Genomic DNA, 15,208 nt, shown 5'->3' with positions numbered 1-15,208 from the left:
GCTCATGGATATCCTTCAACGAATAATCTGAACTCGCTTCTGCACGAGTCGCACAGCCGTGGACAACGCCATGCAGACGAGGAAGTACACGACTGCGGCAAGCAGGTAAGCTTCCACCGGCCGGCCGACATTCTTTCCCGCTGTTTCAAATCCCTTTAGCAGGTCGTACGCGCCGATGGCATAGACGAGCGAGGTGTCCTGAAACAAGATGACGACTTGCGTCAGAAACACCGGCAGCATGTTGCGGAACGCCTGCGGCAGCACGACGAATCGCATGTTTTGCCCGTACGTCATCCCGAGCGCAAAGCCCGCATTGAACTGCCCTCGTGCAATAGCCTGAATCCCCGCGCGGACGATCTCAGAGAAGTACGCCGCATCGAAGGCGACGAACGTCACGACCGCCGACATTTCCGCGCCGACGGGTCGGCCCGTCACGAACGGAATGATGAGGAAGAACCACAGCAGCACCATGACCAGCGGAACGGAGCGCATGATGTTGACGTAAATGGCGACCGGCCGTTCGAGAGTCGGTTTGCCGAGCAACCGCACAAGTGCCAGCACCGTACCGAAGCAGATTCCGCCAAGCGTCGCGACGATGGTCAGCCACACGCTGTAGCCCAGACCTTTCGCGACGAATGGCGCGACGACATCCCAGCGGAAGAAATCGAGGTCGAGAGTGCCTGGCATCGCTCCGACTCCTCAATGAACGGCGGCGGCGCCAGCCGACCCGAACCCAGGAATCCGCGCCCTGCGCTCGATGACATGCATCAGGCGGTTCACGCCGAAGGCCGTCAATCCATACAATACAGTGGCCGCGAGATACATCTGAATGGGTGCGGCGGTTTCCTCTCCCGCCTGTCGGGCGAAGAACGTCAACTCGGTGATAGAGACGGCAAAGGCGACAGACGAATTCTTCACGACGTTCATCGCCTCCGACGTGAGCGGCGGAATGATGATGCGCAAGGCCATCGGTAACAGCACATGGCGATAGGTTTGCGCTGTGGTCAGCCCAAGCGCGAGCGCCGCATGACGCTGACCGCGCGAGAGCGAGCGGATGCCAGCGCGCACCTGCTCCGCGATGCGCGCCGACGTGAACAAGCCGATCGCAACGATGACGAGCAACGCGGGCGAGCACTTCTTGAGCAACGGAAAGGCATCGGGAATGACGAAGTACCAGAGAAAGATCTGAACGAGCAACGGAATGTCGCGGAAAAGCTCAACCCATGCCGCGCCAAGTGACGCAAGCCACGGTCTGTCCGGCAACGTGCGCAACGTTCCCACAGCCACGCCGACGATCAACGCGACCAGCAGCGCGCCGAGCGAGACCGTCAACGTCCAGCTCCATGCCGAAAGAATCCAGTTCAGATAGGTCTGGTCGCCACGGCTGCCGAAGCAGTCTGCGATCAAATCGCCCGTCGTCGTTTCCTTGCAGAACACGCTCCAGTCCAGCGCCATCTCCTCTCTCCCTGTGTCGATACAATTGGGTTACTGCGCCGCGTAGCTTTCCATCGGCAGATCGTTTGGCTGCGCCCACAGCTTGACCAGCGCTTCGGGTGGCTCCATGTTCATCCGGATTCCGCGTGGGGGAATCGGCTGAACAAACCATTTGCTCCACAGCGTTTTCATCTCGCCGCTGGCGTCCATCTTTCGGATCGTGCCGTCAACGACCTTCTTGAAGTCGGGATCGTCCTTGCGGAACATGATGGCAATCGGTTCCGTGTTGAACGGCTCGCCCGTGACCGTATAAGCGGCCGGGTTACGCGAGATCGCGATGGTCGCGCGCAGCACGCCCTGATCGAGCACCCACGCATCGGCACGGCCCGATTCAAGCATCAGGAAGCTATCGGCGTGATCCTTGCCGTAGAGGTCCGTCCAGTTCAGGCCCGCCGCGCGTTCATGCTGACGCAGGTGCTGGATCGCAGTCGTTCCCGTCGTCGCCACCACCGTTTTGCCGGAGAGGTCGCGCAGGTTGCGAATGCCTGAATCCGCCCTTACGGCCATGCGATCTTCTTCGATATAGGTCGTGACCGAGAACGCGACGTCCCGCGCACGCGCCTGGTTGTTCGTCGTCGAACCGCATTCGAGATCCACCGTACCGTTCTGCACGAGCACGACACGATTCTGCGAATTGACGGTCTGATACTTCACATCGAGCTTAGGCAAGCCCAGCTGCGTTCGAATGGCTGAGACAATCTGTTTGCAGATATCCATCTGAAAGCCGATGGGCTGGCCGTCGCCGCCCGTGTACGACAGCGGAATCGAACTGTCCCGCACACCAAGCGTGATCGACTGCGACGCCTTGATTTTCGCGAGCGTGGATTCTTCCGCTGCGGCGATCTGGGTCGTTACGCAGCAGGCCATTGCGACAAGCATCCATGTTTTCATCGTCATCCTCCGATTCTTGCGAGTCCGCGAATTGCAGTTTGTGGACACATGCTCGGATGCGCAAAAAGCCACGTCTATTCCGATTTCAGGAAGAGTTCGATACGTCGAGCCTATTGAAACGGCGATAAAAAAACGGCGATGCCAATCGACATCGCCGCCAGGTGTTACGGGAGGGAAGTTTCGAAAAATCGATGCCGATGTGCTATTCGCTCAGCCCATGCGCTGCCAGCACCTTATGAAGCCATGCCTGATCGCGAGCGCCCGTCGCGATCTCATCCTTGATGCGAGACTCGTTCGCAGCAATCTTCGCGACTGCATCGAGGATTCTTCGTGCGTCGCTCGCCGGAAAGGACACGACGCCGTCTTCGTCTCCGACAACCAGATCGCCCGGCGCAACGACTTGTCCGCCGACAGACACGGGCACATTGATCGTGCCCGGTCCGACTTTATAAGGCCCACGATGACTCGAACCGCGCGCATAGCAAGGGAAATCAGCCTCGAAAAACGCGGCGCTGTCCCGGATAGCGGCGTCCAGCACGAAGCCTGCGCATCCGCGCTGTTGCGCGTAAAGCATGATGAGTTCGCCGACCAGTGCGTTGGTCGTGTCCGCGCCGCCGTCCACGACGAGGACGTGACCGGGCGACATATCCATCAACGCCTTGTAGATCAGAAGATTGTCGCCAGGGCGCGTCTTGACGGTAAACGCGGTGCCGACCAGCTTCCGACTGCGGTGATATCGCGTCAGGCCGACCACACCTGAAACGCGCTGAAGGCTGTCGCTGATATGCGGCGTCACGATCTGCCGTAGCGCCTCGACGATCTCGGACGGCGCCAGCGCGGGCGGCGGATGAATATTGAACTCGGAACTCGACACGGCAACGCTCCTCTTCGGTGGCGGATCAACTTCCCGCAAACACGCGGGAGAGCGCGGCCAATATCGGGCTTCGTGTCCATTCTGTAAATTCCGAAGATCGGAACGAATTATTCTGCCGGGCGTATCGAATATGCCGGGTCCTAAGCTCGATCCGTCCGCCTCTTGCGCGCCGCAGGCGCCTTCCCGACCTGAACCATTCTGCTCCTGGATAGCGTCTCAACAGCTGTGTCGACGATCGGATTCGCCCGCTCGGTAGACCATGCGACGGCCGTGGTGACGACAGTGACCGCCTCTTTCAGCGGCCGGAATACAACGTTATCCGCCGCCAACTTTTTCAGCGAATCGGGCACGAGCGCGATCCCCTGTCCACATCCGACGAAAGCGATTTGCGACGCCACAGAACGCACTTCGTGCAACACGCGTGGCGAAAACCCTGCGCCGCGGCACGTCGCGATGATGCTGTCGTAGTAATTCGGACTGAAGTGCCGCGAAAACATGACGAACGCTTCGTCCGCAAGCGATGCAAGCCGCACGCGCGGCAATTCTGCAAAGCGGTGCGTCTTCGGCAAGGCCACAGCAAGGCGGTCCTGCTTGAGCGCCAGCGACTGAATTGACGGCCCCTGCTCTCCCTCAAGACGCGCGAATGCAAGGTCGATGTCGCCGCGCTCGAGTGCTGGCACCGCCTCGACACTGTCGATCTCTTTGACCGAGACGGTTAGCTGGGGAAACTGTGCCTTCAGATGCTCGATGAAAGGCGGAAGCGTATCGATCATCGCGGACGCGATGGCGCCGATCGTCAATACACCGCTATTTCCCTGCGTCGCTTCCTGTACTGCCAGTTCCAGGCGTTCGAGTTGCTCGGCGAATTTTCGGACTGCCGGCAGGATTGCAGCGCCGACCTGCGTGAGCTTCGCGCCATGCCGTCCGCGCTCGAACAACTTGACCTTCAGCGCCTGTTCGAGCACCTGGATCTGTTCGGTCAAAGGCGGCTGGGACATACCGAGTCGCTGGGCGGCGCGGCCGAAATGCTCTTCTTCGGCGACGGCGAGGAACAACCATAAATGGCGAACGAGTCGAAAGTTGATCATGACATTGATAGCTTCGGCGTATGAAAGGGTTCCGTTCTTCGGAATTTACATATGCGACTCTAACGCCGAGACTGCAAGCTCTGCAACGCATCTGGCCATTGACCATGACGCCCCCTTCCCTGCTCGACCGGCTTGCCTCGCTGGATTCCAACACGGTTTCCGATGCGCTCGATTTTCTCGGTCTTCCCGGCGCCACCTTTGGCATCCGGCCGCTTTGGGACTGCCCGCGCATCGTCGGACGCGCGAGCACGATTCAGCTCGGGCCCAAGACGGATGCGACGCCGACTGTTCATCTCATCACCCCCGTGATCGACGAAATTCGCACGGGCGACCGCGTTCTCGTCATTGCCGGCGGCCTCGAAGGCATTTCGTGCTGGGGCGACATCATCGCCAACGCGGCGACGGCAAAGAAGATTCGCGGCTCGGTGATAGACGGATGTAGCCGCGATATCGAAGGCAGCGAATCAATCGGCTATCCCGTGTTCGGGCGCGGCATCACGATGATAAGCGCACGCAATCGCGTCGCGCAGATCAGTTCCAGCAAGCCCGTGACGTTCGCGGGCGTCGTCGTGCATGAAGACGATTATGTCGTCGCGGATCGCTGCGGCACGGTGTTCGTGCCCGCCGCACGTATCGAAGAAGTCGTCGATCTTGGCGAACGCATAGCAAAACGTCAGGACGGCATGGTGAAGGCCGTTCGCGCGGGCCGCTCCGTTGCGGAAGTCATGCACGACAAGGAATTCGAAGCCATCTACGTCAAGGAAGCCAAATGAGCGCTGAAGACAAGGAACTCGTCGCCCTTTTTGAAGGACTGGACACGCCCGGCGTCTCTGATGCAATGGACAAGCTCGGCTTGCCCGGCCAATGTCTCGGGATCGCTGCACTGGACGACTATCGGAAAACCGTCGTCGGTCCGGCCTTCACGGTCAAGTATGTGAGCGCGAGCACGCCGCCGGGCAGCGTCGGCGATTTCATCGACGATGTCGCAGAGGGCGATGTGATCGTCATCGACAACGATGCCCGAACGGACTGCACTGTCTGGGGCGACATCATGACCCAGTATGCAGGCGCGCGCAAAATCGCGGCGACCGTGATCGACGGCGTATGCCGCGATGTGGCCAAAGCGCTCGACGACGGCTATCCCATGTTCAGTCGCGGACGCTTCATGCGAACCGGCAAGGATCGCGTGCAAGTGGAGTCGATCAATGCGCCCGTTTCGATCGGCACGGCGCGCGTGAGCGCGCGTGACATCGTCGTCGCGGATGCGAACGGCGTCGTCGTCGTGCCGCGCAAGCGCGCACGCGAAGTTGCCGCGCTCGCGCGCAAGATCGAGGAAACGGAATCGCAGATCCGCGCGCGTATTGCGGATGGCATGACGCTCGGCGAAGCGCGTGCGGCGCTCGGCTATCACATGTTGCAGAGGAAGTCGTGATGGATCAATCTGCTCACTGGCTCAATGTGAATCTCGCGCGTGCGCAGCCTTCGGCAACCTATCGGATGATGGATCGCGCCGCAGCGCGGCGCGCGAGCGGTGCAAGCGTCATCTCGTTGAGCGCAGGCGAACCGGACTTCGATACGCCCGAGCACGTTCGGGAAGCTGCAATCGAAGCAATCCGCGCCGGACATACGCGCTACACGCAAGTCGCCGGCATGCGCAGCCTGCGCGAAGCGGTTGCTGCGAAGTTTCAGCGCGAGAATGGGCTAGACGTCTGTTGGCAGGACACCATCGTGTGCAGCGGCGGCAAGCAGGTCATCTACAACGCTCTGGCTGCAACGCTCAACGAGGGCGACGAAGTCATCGTGCCCGCGCCTTACTGGGTGAGTTATCCGGAGATGGTCGCGCTTTGCGGCGCACGCGCTGTCGTCGTGCCGTGCGGCATCGAAAGCGGATTCAAACTGACGCCGCACGCGCTTTTGAAAGTGATCGGCCCACGCACGCGATGGGTCATCCTCAATTCGCCCTCGAATCCGACCGGCGCCGTCTATACGCGCGACGAACTGGCCGCCCTGGCAGATGTATTACTCGTGCATCCGCATGTCCTCGTGCTTTCGGACGATATCTATGAACATCTGATTTTCAATGGCGCGCGTTTCTTCACGATCGCTCAAGTCGAGCCTCGGCTCGCAGCGCGCACGCTGACGATGAACGGCGTCTCCAAAGCCTACGCGATGACAGGCTGGCGCATCGGCTACGGAACAGGTCCGCGCTGGCTGCTCGATGCGATGGAAAAGCTGCAGGGTCAGCAGACCTCGGGCGCGAGTTCGATCTCACAATACGCCGCGCTTGCTGCGCTGACCGGTCCGCAGGACTTCATCACCGAATCGTGCATGGTGTTCGAACGCCGACGCAACCTCGTGGTCGACCTGATCAATGCCGCGCCGGGATTGACGTGCTCGATACCAGGCGGTGCTTTCTACGCATTTGCGTCATGTTCGGCCCTGATCGGCCTGACCACTGCAGGCGGCACGACGCTTCGCAACGATGAGGATGTTGCGGCAGCCCTACTCGACGAAGTAGGCGTAGCGACGGTTCATGGAAGCGCGTTCGGGCTCGGTCCGTACATCCGGATCGCGTATGCGCTCGACGACGTGGCGTTGACGGGTGCATGTCGCGCTATCGAAACATTCTGCTCATCGCTTTCAAGGGGAGGGCTCGTCGGACATGGCTGAACTCGAAAAGGAAAACGTAACGCTCGTGGTGGAAGGCATTACGCTCGATCTGGCAGTCATGCGGCGCGCGGGGAACCGCGCGCCAATACTCTTTCTGCATGGATTCGGGTCGACGAAGGAAGACTACGCCGATATCGTGCGTTATCCAGCGTTCGACGGTCATCCTGTCATCGCTTATGATGCGCCCGGCTGTGGTGCAACACACTGCGCTGATCTGTCGAAGATATCGGTGCCCTTTCTTGTTTCGACCGCAAAGACTGTACTCGTGCACTACGGAGTTGAGTACTTTCACCTGGTAGGCCATTCGATGGGCGGACTGACCGCACTCATGCTCGCCGACGAAATACCCGCGCGCGTACTCAGCTTCGTCGATATCGAAGGCAATGTCGCTCCGGAAGACTGCTTCCTGAGCCGGCAGGTGAACGACTATCCTGCGGCGGACTCGCAATCCTTCTTCGACCAGTTCATAGAACGCACATGGCATTCGCCGTTCTTCTCGTGTCCGCTCTATGCCGCGAGTTTGCGACATAAGGTGCGTGCTGACGCGGTGCGACACATTTTCCGCTCGATGGTGGAACTCTCGGATAATGCGTGCCTCATGGACCGCTTCCTCAAGCTGCCATTTCCCCGGATGTTCATGTATGGTGAGCAGAACGCATCGCTTTCCTATTTGCCAACGCTTCGCGAGCACGGCGTGCAACTGGCCGAAGTGAGTCACAGCGGACACTTTCCGATGTACTCGAATCCAGTAGAGATGTGGCAACGGATCGCGCAGATCATCGGACCGGTGCCACGCTGACGGCGAGCGGCGCACGACCGAACGTAGAGGCACGTGTCTACATCGATCGCATATAGCGGTTCGATTCGTCGCAGGCATGTTCCGATGGTGCGGATCGCATCCGGGGCGCTCTTATACAGTTACAGGAGATGGCCGAGAACGGAAGACCGAAGTCGGTCAGTCTCCCTCTCCGACGCGCCGGCCCCGTCTTCTGCAACCAATCCACATCAGTCGGTGGCCCGGTCGCGATTCCAATGGCCGATTCCGTCGGGTGAACCGGCCATTGGAACCACGGCTTTCCAAGGGGCCACGCGCATTCACCCTCTGGCAGATAAGTCAAAGCGAGTGGTGGATTACCGACCAATTACGGTGCACAACATGGTCGTGGCGAACCAATTTTGACCGCAACAGCCGAAGCCACGATCAGATCAGCACGCGTGGCGGGCGCGAGCGTCACGACGGGCACGTTGGCCGGCACCGTGATTGAGTTGCTGCCGCCCTTGTACGAGAGTTTCAGGTCGCGTCCGCTTGTGCTCTCGACAACCGTGTCCACGTTCGCATTCGTCATCGAGTTGTTGGCCCCGAGATCCCATGCATAGTGACCTTCGCCCGTGCCGCGCGCGGCTGCTGTTTCCCGTTCGTGCTCCGGCCCACCCACCGGGAATCGACTTTTTTCAGCGTCCGAACTCTCCGTTTGCACACCAAGGGAGTTCTCGTACCAACCTATTCGTGTCGCATTGACATGCAGACGCTTAGATTTTCGATGTTCTACCCCCTTGATAGAAATCGCATGCCTCAGGTTGTTGATCGCTTCGTCACCTGCATCGCCCACACACGCCCCAGACGGCGCACTCTGATGCGCCCGCAATTCTCGGACTTCGCGTGAAGCAGCAGAGTCGAACGGCGATTCTATATTTTCACTCGAGGGCGGCTAATCGGCGGCCCTACCTGGCATTCATTCATCCGCCATCGAGAAGCAGCTAAGATTTGCGTTACAGCGTTCGCTCGTCGGCAACTGCGAGTGACCGCTCTGGCTGCACTCGAATACGTGCTTACGACCCTCAGCGGTCGGCCGTCACCGAGTCCTTGCGATGGCCACTTGCGAGGTACAACGGCCGTTCGAATTTCTGGTTCGTCCGGACGTCATCGGCCTTTACCGACGTTCGTCGAACGATGCTACGACGACGGCTCAACGAGTCAAACTAGCCGGAGCCAAGGCTGACGCAACTTCGTCGCTCAGGCTTACGTGTAGTCGAGTGCCTTTCTACGGGCTAAGCTCGTTTTTTGTCTCAACAGGGGGGCGTGTTTTTGGGGCTGGTTTGGTATTGGCATCCGGTGTCCCACATTCTTCCAAGGCCGCTACGGCTTTTTTAGCGAGCGCAATCGTTTCGTCGCATGCGGCAGGGTCGCCGCTGGCGATTGCCTCGCATCCGCCGCCGTTATTGACGCGCGCCAATGCGTTGCGTGCCTTCGCGAGGGCTGCTTCCGGAGAACCGCTGTCCGAAATTAGCGCCGCTACATTAAATGCGCTCCCGGCCCGGGTAACGACCCAGCTTGGACAAGGGGATTTCGCTCGGGCGCCGACGGCAACGAAGATTAACAAAAGGCCAGCCGCTGGCCATCGGCGGAGCCATAACTTGGGTAAAAGAATCATGGGATCTCTCAGGTCGGTCTTTTAATGATTTATTGAATTCAAAGCAGATTTATATTTTTATTAATTTGTTTTAAATGGAACATTATTATAATTTTAATTTTTATATTGAAAGCTGTACGATAGGTCATAGGCAGATAATTGCAAGGTAATCCATGAAGCGAAATCTGATATTCACCCGCCGCTAAGGTAGAGCGGGAGGTCATCGCGGACATCGATTAAGGCCTAGTAGTAAAGAACCTATACAAACCAAGTGCCCAGCACGATTCGTGACGACTGCTTCGTGGTCCGGATAAGGCAACCCTTGTAGAAGCATTCCCTGAGGCTTAAGGGCACCCAGAAATGTCCGTTGTATATGCGAAGTTCGGGGTTCCGGGCACGGTGCCGCCGAACGCGGCGATATGGGAGTTATGCTGGACGCCAGGAGGCCAGGAGGCCAGGAGGCCATATGCATCATAAATCTCAACGCGCCTTTACTCGGTTAGCCGTTTCTTAGGTCTTAGGTGCTCTCAGGTCTTTGGACTACGGCATTAGCGCAGGACACGGTGCGCGCGTCGATCGAAGCCAGCAATAAAAAGTTCGAGCAGGCCGTGAGTCATGGCGATGCCGCCGGCATCGCCTCAACATATACGGAAAGCGCGAAGCTCCTTCCGGCTAACGATCATGTCGTCAGTGGGCGCAACGCGATCACTCAATATTGGCAGGCGGCGATCGACTCGGGGCTGAGGGCAATCAAGCTGACTTCAGTTGAAGTCGAGGCGCACGGCAGCACCGCCCACGAAGTCGGTAAATATACGGTTCCAGGTGAAGGCGGCAAAGTCTACGACGCAGGAGACTATGTTGTTATCTGGAAACGAGCGAACGGGCAGTGGAAACAACATCGCGACATCTGGACAACGAACACGCCTGTACCTCGGCAATGAGACGCTATTCGCAAGCCATCGGTTCCCGAGTTTTCCCTGTCTCATCTCAGCCGCCAGAGAAACGCAGTGGGCTCAACACAACTATGCACCGCATAGTCTGGCCACACTTTCATCGCGTCGGTAGACATCTAATTCGGGGTGCCCGTCACTGGCCAATCTGGCGTTGGAGGCTCATAGGGCTTTGTCCCCAATGGGTCACATAGCCACCCTGCGCGAGAAAGAGTTCCGTCGGAAAAGTGGAAAGAAGCTCTTGCCCCCCATTAAGGTAATGGCCGTGTTTCGTGACCGTGAGGCAATCTTTCGACTCGTACCAGTCCAGCAGAAAATCTTCTCCCGTAGGGCCGGCTGTATATGGCCGCGGCCACGGCTTCGGCGAATCGAATCGAATCGCACCCAAAGGACTGTACCGTCCGACACCGCATAAATGATTCGGAAAGCACCAGGTGCCCTGAATTCAACGTCCTCGATGACGTAGGGGCGCACAGAAACGCCGTCCGGAATCTCGGCACACACCTCGTTCGCAAGCCCAATTGCAGGCAGGCAGAGTGCCAGCCATCCCAGTGTTACCTTCGCAAAATTCAAGGATCCATCTCCAGTCTTACTTTCCGCCATCGAGCAATAGCGCATGGTCATTTATCGAGAGTGATGCTCCTCAGTTAGATACCGCCAACTTAAAGTTCACGCAAACAGCGCCGTTAAATAGCTTGCCTGTGTCTGAATGTTGTCGTGAGAGTGACCTCCATCCAAAGACACTGGCCAATGGCGTCCGCACTCTCAATCCACAAATAAAAGATCATGGATAACAAAACGCTTTCAACTTCTGCAGTCGCGAGTTTTATCGTTGCAACAATAGTACTCACGGGCTGTGCTTCACTTCCGAAAACAGATCTCGCCGCCAACAATCGTGAAAAGCTCCATTCGATCGCTATGCTGGATGTCACCGAACCGCGCGGAGAGAGCGTGGTCAACCTCGGTGGTGCCGCCGGAGCATTTGGATTGATTGGTGGACTGGTGCAAGGTGGGATCAACGCCAATCATACGAGTACATACACGCAGCGTGTGGCAAGCGAAAAGATTGCCTTTGCTCCCGTCGTTAACGATAGCCTGACAACGCGACTGTCCAGTAACGGCTACGAAATTGTTCCGTTGCACGACCAGCACGCCAAGCTTTCAAGCGACGGCAAGTCCGACGACTTTTCCGATGTCAAGACCAACGCCGACGCCATCCTGAGCGTGTGGATTACTTCGTTCGGTTACGTATCCCCGCCGGAATCGAGCGATTTCATTCCGTGGGTCGTCGTCCGCGCTCGTCTGCTCGACTCGAAGTCCAAGCAAGACATGTACTTCAAGACATACGCCTGCGGCTGGGATATCAAGGCCAACTCTGTCCATGTCGAAGCGGATGCAAAATATCACTATGGCAGTTTCGGCACCTTGATCGACCAGTTCGATCAGTCGGTCGCAGGTCTCAAGGATTGCGAGCAGGCAGTTGTCGCCGCAATTGGGCAGGATCTAACGAAGCCGCAGTAAAGGTGGTGATGAGTGCAGCCGTCCTCGGCATTGCGGAGAGCGGCCATGTCGACATGGCCGCGAGTAATCGCCCAGGACAGGCATACGAAGCCGCAACGCGTGCGTGTGTGCAACTTGGCAGCCCGGGTGACAATGCGTTGGCCGACTGCATGTCCTGTCCGTAGTCCAGCACCTTCGACAGAAAGCAACCTGAGCACGGGCACGCTGGACGCCTGCGGCGCCCTTCCGGAGCCATTGGAGGCGATGATGCCGTCGCCGCCGCCACGCGAATACAGCGGGAAGCAATCGCCGCCTATCCCCGTCGAGCCGGCCTCGACCACACACGGCACGGCGCAGCCAGCAATCGCTGCATCCCTGGCATTGCCGCCCGCCTCCGGAGTCTTCACGGCGGCAAGCGTCGAAGCGGAATGCGAGGTCGCCGCCATGCCTTCCTTCGACATCACCAGCTATCGTCCCGGTAGCTCGAAATCTCTCATGCTGTTTGCCCTCCCATCAGTTGTTGTGCAGCGGGCCCGGCTGACGAGAGCAACATGAGGCAATACGCGCTGCTACTGCGCGGGCACCGGCACAATCGACGCAATGCGCCAGCCGTCGGCGGTTCGTACTGCTGTTTCATAGACGAGAAACGACGCGGTTTTCGCCGTGGCTTCCGAAGCGCCTGCCGTGACCCGAGTGGGTGCGTATAGCTGCGCGACGTCAGCACTCAGCGGAACAACGCGGATCTTCGCGACGTCGGGCTCGAACTTCCACACGCCCTTGAAGGTTTCCTTGAAATGCTCGATCAGCGCCGGCTTGCCCCAGAACTGATACGAACGGGCGAGGAGCACGATCGGGTCGGGTTCGCCGGCCGGCGCCGAGGCTAGTACGCCGGCGAACGCATCGATGTCGTGCGCGGTCGCAGCCTCCGCCTGCCGGATGAAAACTGCTTCGACCGCTTGCCGGTCTTCATCGGTAAATCGATGCGGCGCTTCAGCATGCGCGGCGCTCACCATCGCAATCGCAGCGCAGCAGGCCAGCACGGTTTGAATGCTCATGTGCGTCTCCCGTTATTGCGCCGGCACCGGAATCACCGCTGCAACCTTCCAGCCGGACGGGCTGCGGACCATAAACTCGTTGATCAGAAACGTCGCGGTCTTCGCTGGTTGGCCCGGCGCACCGATGGTCACCTTGGTAGGCGCGTACACCTGTACCGTATCCTGATTCAGCGGAATGATGCGCAGCGCACTCTGATCCGGCTCGACCCGCCATGTCCCGGCGAAGGTCTCCCTGAAATGATCAAGCACCTCGTCTCTGCCCCAAAAGCGATATGCGCGAGCCACGAACGACACGGGATCCGGCTGTCCCGGTGCGGTGGAAGCGAACATGCCGCTCAGCGCGTCGAGATCATGCGCAGTCTCGGCGGTCGTCTGCTGTAGAAACAGCGCGCGAACCGCCTGAGTATCGGCGGGCGTCACATCGGCTGCTTGCGCGCAGCCCCCTCCCGTCAGCAACGCAAGCAACAAAACAACCGGCAGGCCGCGCCGCACACGCAATGATCGATTAGTCATGGTTAGTCTCATATGCCCGTATTTGCGAAGGAGAGCGGCCGGACGACGGGAACCTCCAGCCGTTGCAACCCAACTACAAACCGCCGCATTCTCACCGCTAGAACGCATCCCGGTGTGAACGCTGATACGTGTCACTGGAAGAGCGTGATGTTTTCACGCAGCCACTCAGACAATGAACGCGGGGGCTTGCCCGTCAATTTTTCGAAAGTCGCCGTGGTCTCCGCGAGTGCAGATTCACGAAAAAGCCTATCCAGGCCAAGAAGCAGGTCAACAACCAGTGGCGGCTGGCCACTCGCGAGCAAGGCCCCGCGATGTTCCGTGGGCGACCGGTCGTTGTAGACGACACGGCGTCTGAGCAGTCGAGATAACTCCTCAGCAACCTGTTGCATCGTCCAGTTCCGCGGCCCGCTCAGGTGATACGCCCGCTGAGATCCGTCGGGAACGTCTTCGAGCAACGCAATGCGCGCCGCTTCGGCAACATCTCGCGTATCGATGAAGTTGACGGCTCCATTGCCCGCCGCACCGGCCCAATTACCGGCAGCAACCGGCGCGCCGGCGCGCTTGAGCACGTCGGCGAACGTCGTCGGCCTGAGCGCGGTCGACGCCACCGGCTGGCGAGCCAGATGTGCTTCGATCCGCATGTGCCAGGCGAATGGGTTGAGCTGCGTTGCGGGTCCCATGACGGACAGCTTGACGATGTGGTGTACTCCCGCGGCGACGGCAGCATCGATGAGCGCAATTTCATTCTCCACCTGCCGGGCGGATGTGCCGTGCGCCACGAAGACCTTGTCGACGCCGACAAGTGCGTCGGCGAGCGTGGCGGGTCGGTCGAAGTCCACCGTCGCGACGGTGACGTTCGGTGCAAACTGCGCCGTAGCGCTTTGGCGAGTAAGGGCGACGATATCGACGGGATCCGAGCCCAATCGATCGATTAACGTACTGCCGACGCGGCCGGTCGCCCCTGCCACGGCTATGCGCATGGGGCGCGATGCATAGGCTGTCTGATTGAGCATGTCGACTCCTTGATGTATGATGGAACGATCAGTCCAAGAATGATGGAACAATCGTTCCAGCTTGTCAACGGGAAGATTTATGAGTGGGAAACCCCAATACGACGAGGCCGCCGTTATCGCTGCTTCAATCGACGTTTTCTGGCGTCACGGCTATGCGACGGCATCCATCAATGACCTCACGGAAGCCACCGGCCTATCGCGCTCCAGCCTCTACCAGCGGTTTGGCGACAAGGACGGCCTGTTCCGCGATGCGCTGGCGGTCTACACCGAGCGCGTGCTACGGCGGATGAGTTCAGCCCGCGTGGACTCTGCGCGGGGAAGCGTGGCAGCAATACTGCGGGATTTTCTGCCGACGCCGGCAGCATCGCGACGGCCGGCCGGCTGCCTGTTGTCGCGAAGTACTGCCGAACTGCTGGATCTTGCAGCGGCGGGAAAGACGACAGCACTTGCTGGTGTCGCACGGCAGCGCCAGATCTTCGCCGATCTACTGCGGGAAGGCATGGCGAACGGCGAAGTTGCGCCGGAGACCGATGTGGACGCCTTTGCCTGGTACTATCTCGGCGTCTTGCGGGCCGTTTTGAATCTTCCGCAGGCGGGCGCATCGGGTGAAGAGCTTGGCAGCATGATCGACATTGCCATGTCCGCGTGGCCAGACGCGGACAAACGCGGATCGCGCGACAAAGGAGATGCGGAAATGCGCGGAGGGTCAGCTGTCCAGTGAGAACTAGTCATTCTCTAAAGGCGAAATT

The 15,208-nt window shown here is 59.2% G+C and carries 16 protein-coding genes and 1 pseudogene; 7 read left to right on the top strand and 10 right to left on the bottom strand.

Annotated elements, in window-relative coordinates; genetic code table 11:
* Positions 1-15 precede the first annotated feature (15 nt).
* From SB822_RS27385 to SB822_RS27365, 5 genes are all read right to left on the bottom strand, one after another.
* The gene (locus SB822_RS27385; protein WP_410856094.1) at positions 16-687 is read right to left on the bottom strand and encodes an amino acid ABC transporter permease; all 672 of its coding nucleotides are present in this window, start codon (positions 685-687) and stop codon (positions 16-18) included.
* Positions 688-699: 12 nt separating this feature from the next.
* Positions 700-1,455 carry an amino acid ABC transporter permease gene (locus SB822_RS27380; protein ID WP_009771145.1) on the bottom strand — a complete coding sequence of 252 codons (756 nt, stop codon included), beginning with the start codon at positions 1,453-1,455 and terminating at the stop codon, positions 700-702.
* 30 nt (positions 1,456-1,485) lie between these two features.
* Positions 1,486-2,385: an amino acid ABC transporter substrate-binding protein gene (locus SB822_RS27375; protein WP_410856093.1), complete on the bottom strand. Its 900-nt coding sequence runs from the start codon at positions 2,383-2,385 to the stop codon at positions 1,486-1,488.
* Between the two features lie 202 nt (positions 2,386-2,587).
* Positions 2,588-3,259 carry an RraA family protein gene (locus tag SB822_RS27370; protein WP_007737991.1) on the bottom strand — a complete coding sequence of 224 codons (672 nt, stop codon included), beginning with the start codon at positions 3,257-3,259 and terminating at the stop codon, positions 2,588-2,590.
* 140 nt (positions 3,260-3,399) lie between these two features.
* A complete protein-coding gene (locus SB822_RS27365; RefSeq protein ID WP_009771147.1) occupies positions 3,400-4,347 on the bottom strand; it encodes a LysR substrate-binding domain-containing protein in 948 nt (315 codons plus the stop codon).
* Between the two features lie 104 nt (positions 4,348-4,451).
* Here SB822_RS27365 and SB822_RS27360 point away from each other — a divergent pair, with 104 nt between their 5' ends.
* Genes SB822_RS27360 through SB822_RS27345 form a run of 4 tightly spaced genes read left to right on the top strand, consistent with a single transcriptional unit; the run spans position 4,452 to position 7,816 of the window.
* Positions 4,452-5,120 carry an RraA family protein gene (locus tag SB822_RS27360; RefSeq protein ID WP_410856092.1) on the top strand — a complete coding sequence of 223 codons (669 nt, stop codon included), beginning with the start codon at positions 4,452-4,454 and terminating at the stop codon, positions 5,118-5,120.
* Complete coding sequence (locus SB822_RS27355; protein WP_009771149.1) at positions 5,117-5,779, top strand: RraA family protein; 663 nt, start codon at positions 5,117-5,119, stop codon at positions 5,777-5,779. The genes SB822_RS27360 and SB822_RS27355 overlap by 4 nt, the downstream gene beginning before the upstream one ends.
* Entirely contained in the window at positions 5,779-7,017 is a 1,239-nt protein-coding gene (locus tag SB822_RS27350; protein WP_410856091.1) for a pyridoxal phosphate-dependent aminotransferase, read from the top strand. Before SB822_RS27355 ends, SB822_RS27350 begins: the two co-directional genes overlap by 1 nt.
* Positions 7,010-7,816: an alpha/beta fold hydrolase gene (locus SB822_RS27345; RefSeq protein WP_410856090.1), complete on the top strand. Its 807-nt coding sequence runs from the start codon at positions 7,010-7,012 to the stop codon at positions 7,814-7,816. Before SB822_RS27350 ends, SB822_RS27345 begins: the two co-directional genes overlap by 8 nt.
* 343 nt (positions 7,817-8,159) lie before the next feature.
* On the opposite strand, the pseudogene SB822_RS27340 reads toward SB822_RS27345, so the two are convergent.
* A pseudogene (locus SB822_RS27340) lies at positions 8,160-8,420 on the bottom strand (hypothetical protein); the annotation flags it as partial.
* 1,571 nt (positions 8,421-9,991) lie between these two features.
* Between SB822_RS27340 and SB822_RS27335 the strand changes: the two are divergent.
* The gene (locus SB822_RS27335) at positions 9,992-10,369 is read left to right on the top strand and encodes a YybH family protein (RefSeq protein WP_410856089.1); all 378 of its coding nucleotides are present in this window, start codon (positions 9,992-9,994) and stop codon (positions 10,367-10,369) included.
* A 795-nt stretch (positions 10,370-11,164) separates the two neighbouring features.
* Positions 11,165-11,899 (top strand): hypothetical protein, encoded by a 735-nt coding sequence (locus SB822_RS27330; RefSeq protein WP_024163069.1) that lies wholly within the window; start codon positions 11,165-11,167, stop codon positions 11,897-11,899.
* Here the strand turns inward: SB822_RS27330 and SB822_RS27325 are convergent.
* From SB822_RS27325 to SB822_RS27310, 4 genes are all read right to left on the bottom strand, one after another.
* A complete protein-coding gene (locus SB822_RS27325; RefSeq protein WP_410856113.1) occupies positions 11,821-12,324 on the bottom strand; it encodes a gamma-glutamyltransferase in 504 nt (167 codons plus the stop codon). The two genes, SB822_RS27330 and SB822_RS27325, sit on opposite strands and share 79 nt — an antisense overlap.
* A 123-nt stretch (positions 12,325-12,447) precedes the next feature.
* On the bottom strand, positions 12,448-12,933 hold the full coding sequence (locus SB822_RS27320) for a YybH family protein (RefSeq protein ID WP_007734639.1): 486 nt from the start codon (positions 12,931-12,933) through the stop codon (positions 12,448-12,450).
* 12 nt (positions 12,934-12,945) lie between these two features.
* Positions 12,946-13,425, bottom strand: a complete 480-nt coding sequence (locus tag SB822_RS27315) for a YybH family protein (protein WP_244196713.1) — start codon at positions 13,423-13,425, stop codon at positions 12,946-12,948.
* 152 nt (positions 13,426-13,577) lie between these two features.
* Positions 13,578-14,459 (bottom strand): NmrA family NAD(P)-binding protein, encoded by an 882-nt coding sequence (locus SB822_RS27310; protein ID WP_410856088.1) that lies wholly within the window; start codon positions 14,457-14,459, stop codon positions 13,578-13,580.
* Positions 14,460-14,538: 79 nt separating this feature from the next.
* Here SB822_RS27310 and SB822_RS27305 point away from each other — a divergent pair, with 79 nt between their 5' ends.
* A complete protein-coding gene (locus SB822_RS27305) occupies positions 14,539-15,180 on the top strand; it encodes a TetR/AcrR family transcriptional regulator (RefSeq protein ID WP_410856087.1) in 642 nt (213 codons plus the stop codon).
* Positions 15,181-15,208 lie beyond the last annotated feature (28 nt).

It is taken from the genome of Paraburkholderia sp. SIMBA_054, from assembly GCF_046534875.1.
GTDB lineage: Bacteria > Pseudomonadota > Gammaproteobacteria > Burkholderiales > Burkholderiaceae > Paraburkholderia > Paraburkholderia hospita.
Note: the sequence above shows the minus strand (reverse complement) of the source record. Positions and strands in the feature narration are given on the sequence as shown.

What these genes read in the sequence shown, in the direction of transcription:
- SB822_RS27375 (WP_410856093.1), bottom strand. Translation starts at nt 2,385, where the DNA reads ATGAAAACATGGATGCTTGTCGCAATGGCCTGCTGCGTAACGACCCAG.
- SB822_RS27380 (WP_009771145.1), bottom strand. Translation starts at nt 1,455, where the DNA reads ATGGCGCTGGACTGGAGCGTGTTCTGCAAGGAAACGACGACGGGCGAT.
- SB822_RS27330 (WP_024163069.1), top strand. Translation starts at nt 11,165, where the DNA reads ATGGATAACAAAACGCTTTCAACTTCTGCAGTCGCGAGTTTTATCGTT.
- SB822_RS27305 (WP_410856087.1), top strand. Translation starts at nt 14,539, where the DNA reads ATGAGTGGGAAACCCCAATACGACGAGGCCGCCGTTATCGCTGCTTCA.
- SB822_RS27355 (WP_009771149.1), top strand. Translation starts at nt 5,117, where the DNA reads ATGAGCGCTGAAGACAAGGAACTCGTCGCCCTTTTTGAAGGACTGGAC.
- SB822_RS27350 (WP_410856091.1), top strand. Translation starts at nt 5,779, where the DNA reads ATGGATCAATCTGCTCACTGGCTCAATGTGAATCTCGCGCGTGCGCAG.
- SB822_RS27310 (WP_410856088.1), bottom strand. Translation starts at nt 14,459, where the DNA reads ATGCTCAATCAGACAGCCTATGCATCGCGCCCCATGCGCATAGCCGTG.
- SB822_RS27360 (WP_410856092.1), top strand. Translation starts at nt 4,452, where the DNA reads ATGACGCCCCCTTCCCTGCTCGACCGGCTTGCCTCGCTGGATTCCAAC.
- SB822_RS27325 (WP_410856113.1), bottom strand. Translation starts at nt 12,324, where the DNA reads ATGGCGGCGACCTCGCATTCCGCTTCGACGCTTGCCGCCGTGAAGACT.
- SB822_RS27345 (WP_410856090.1), top strand. Translation starts at nt 7,010, where the DNA reads ATGGCTGAACTCGAAAAGGAAAACGTAACGCTCGTGGTGGAAGGCATT.
- SB822_RS27320 (WP_007734639.1), bottom strand. Translation starts at nt 12,933, where the DNA reads ATGAGCATTCAAACCGTGCTGGCCTGCTGCGCTGCGATTGCGATGGTG.
- SB822_RS27365 (WP_009771147.1), bottom strand. Translation starts at nt 4,347, where the DNA reads ATGATCAACTTTCGACTCGTTCGCCATTTATGGTTGTTCCTCGCCGTC.
- SB822_RS27385 (WP_410856094.1), bottom strand. Translation starts at nt 687, where the DNA reads ATGCCAGGCACTCTCGACCTCGATTTCTTCCGCTGGGATGTCGTCGCG.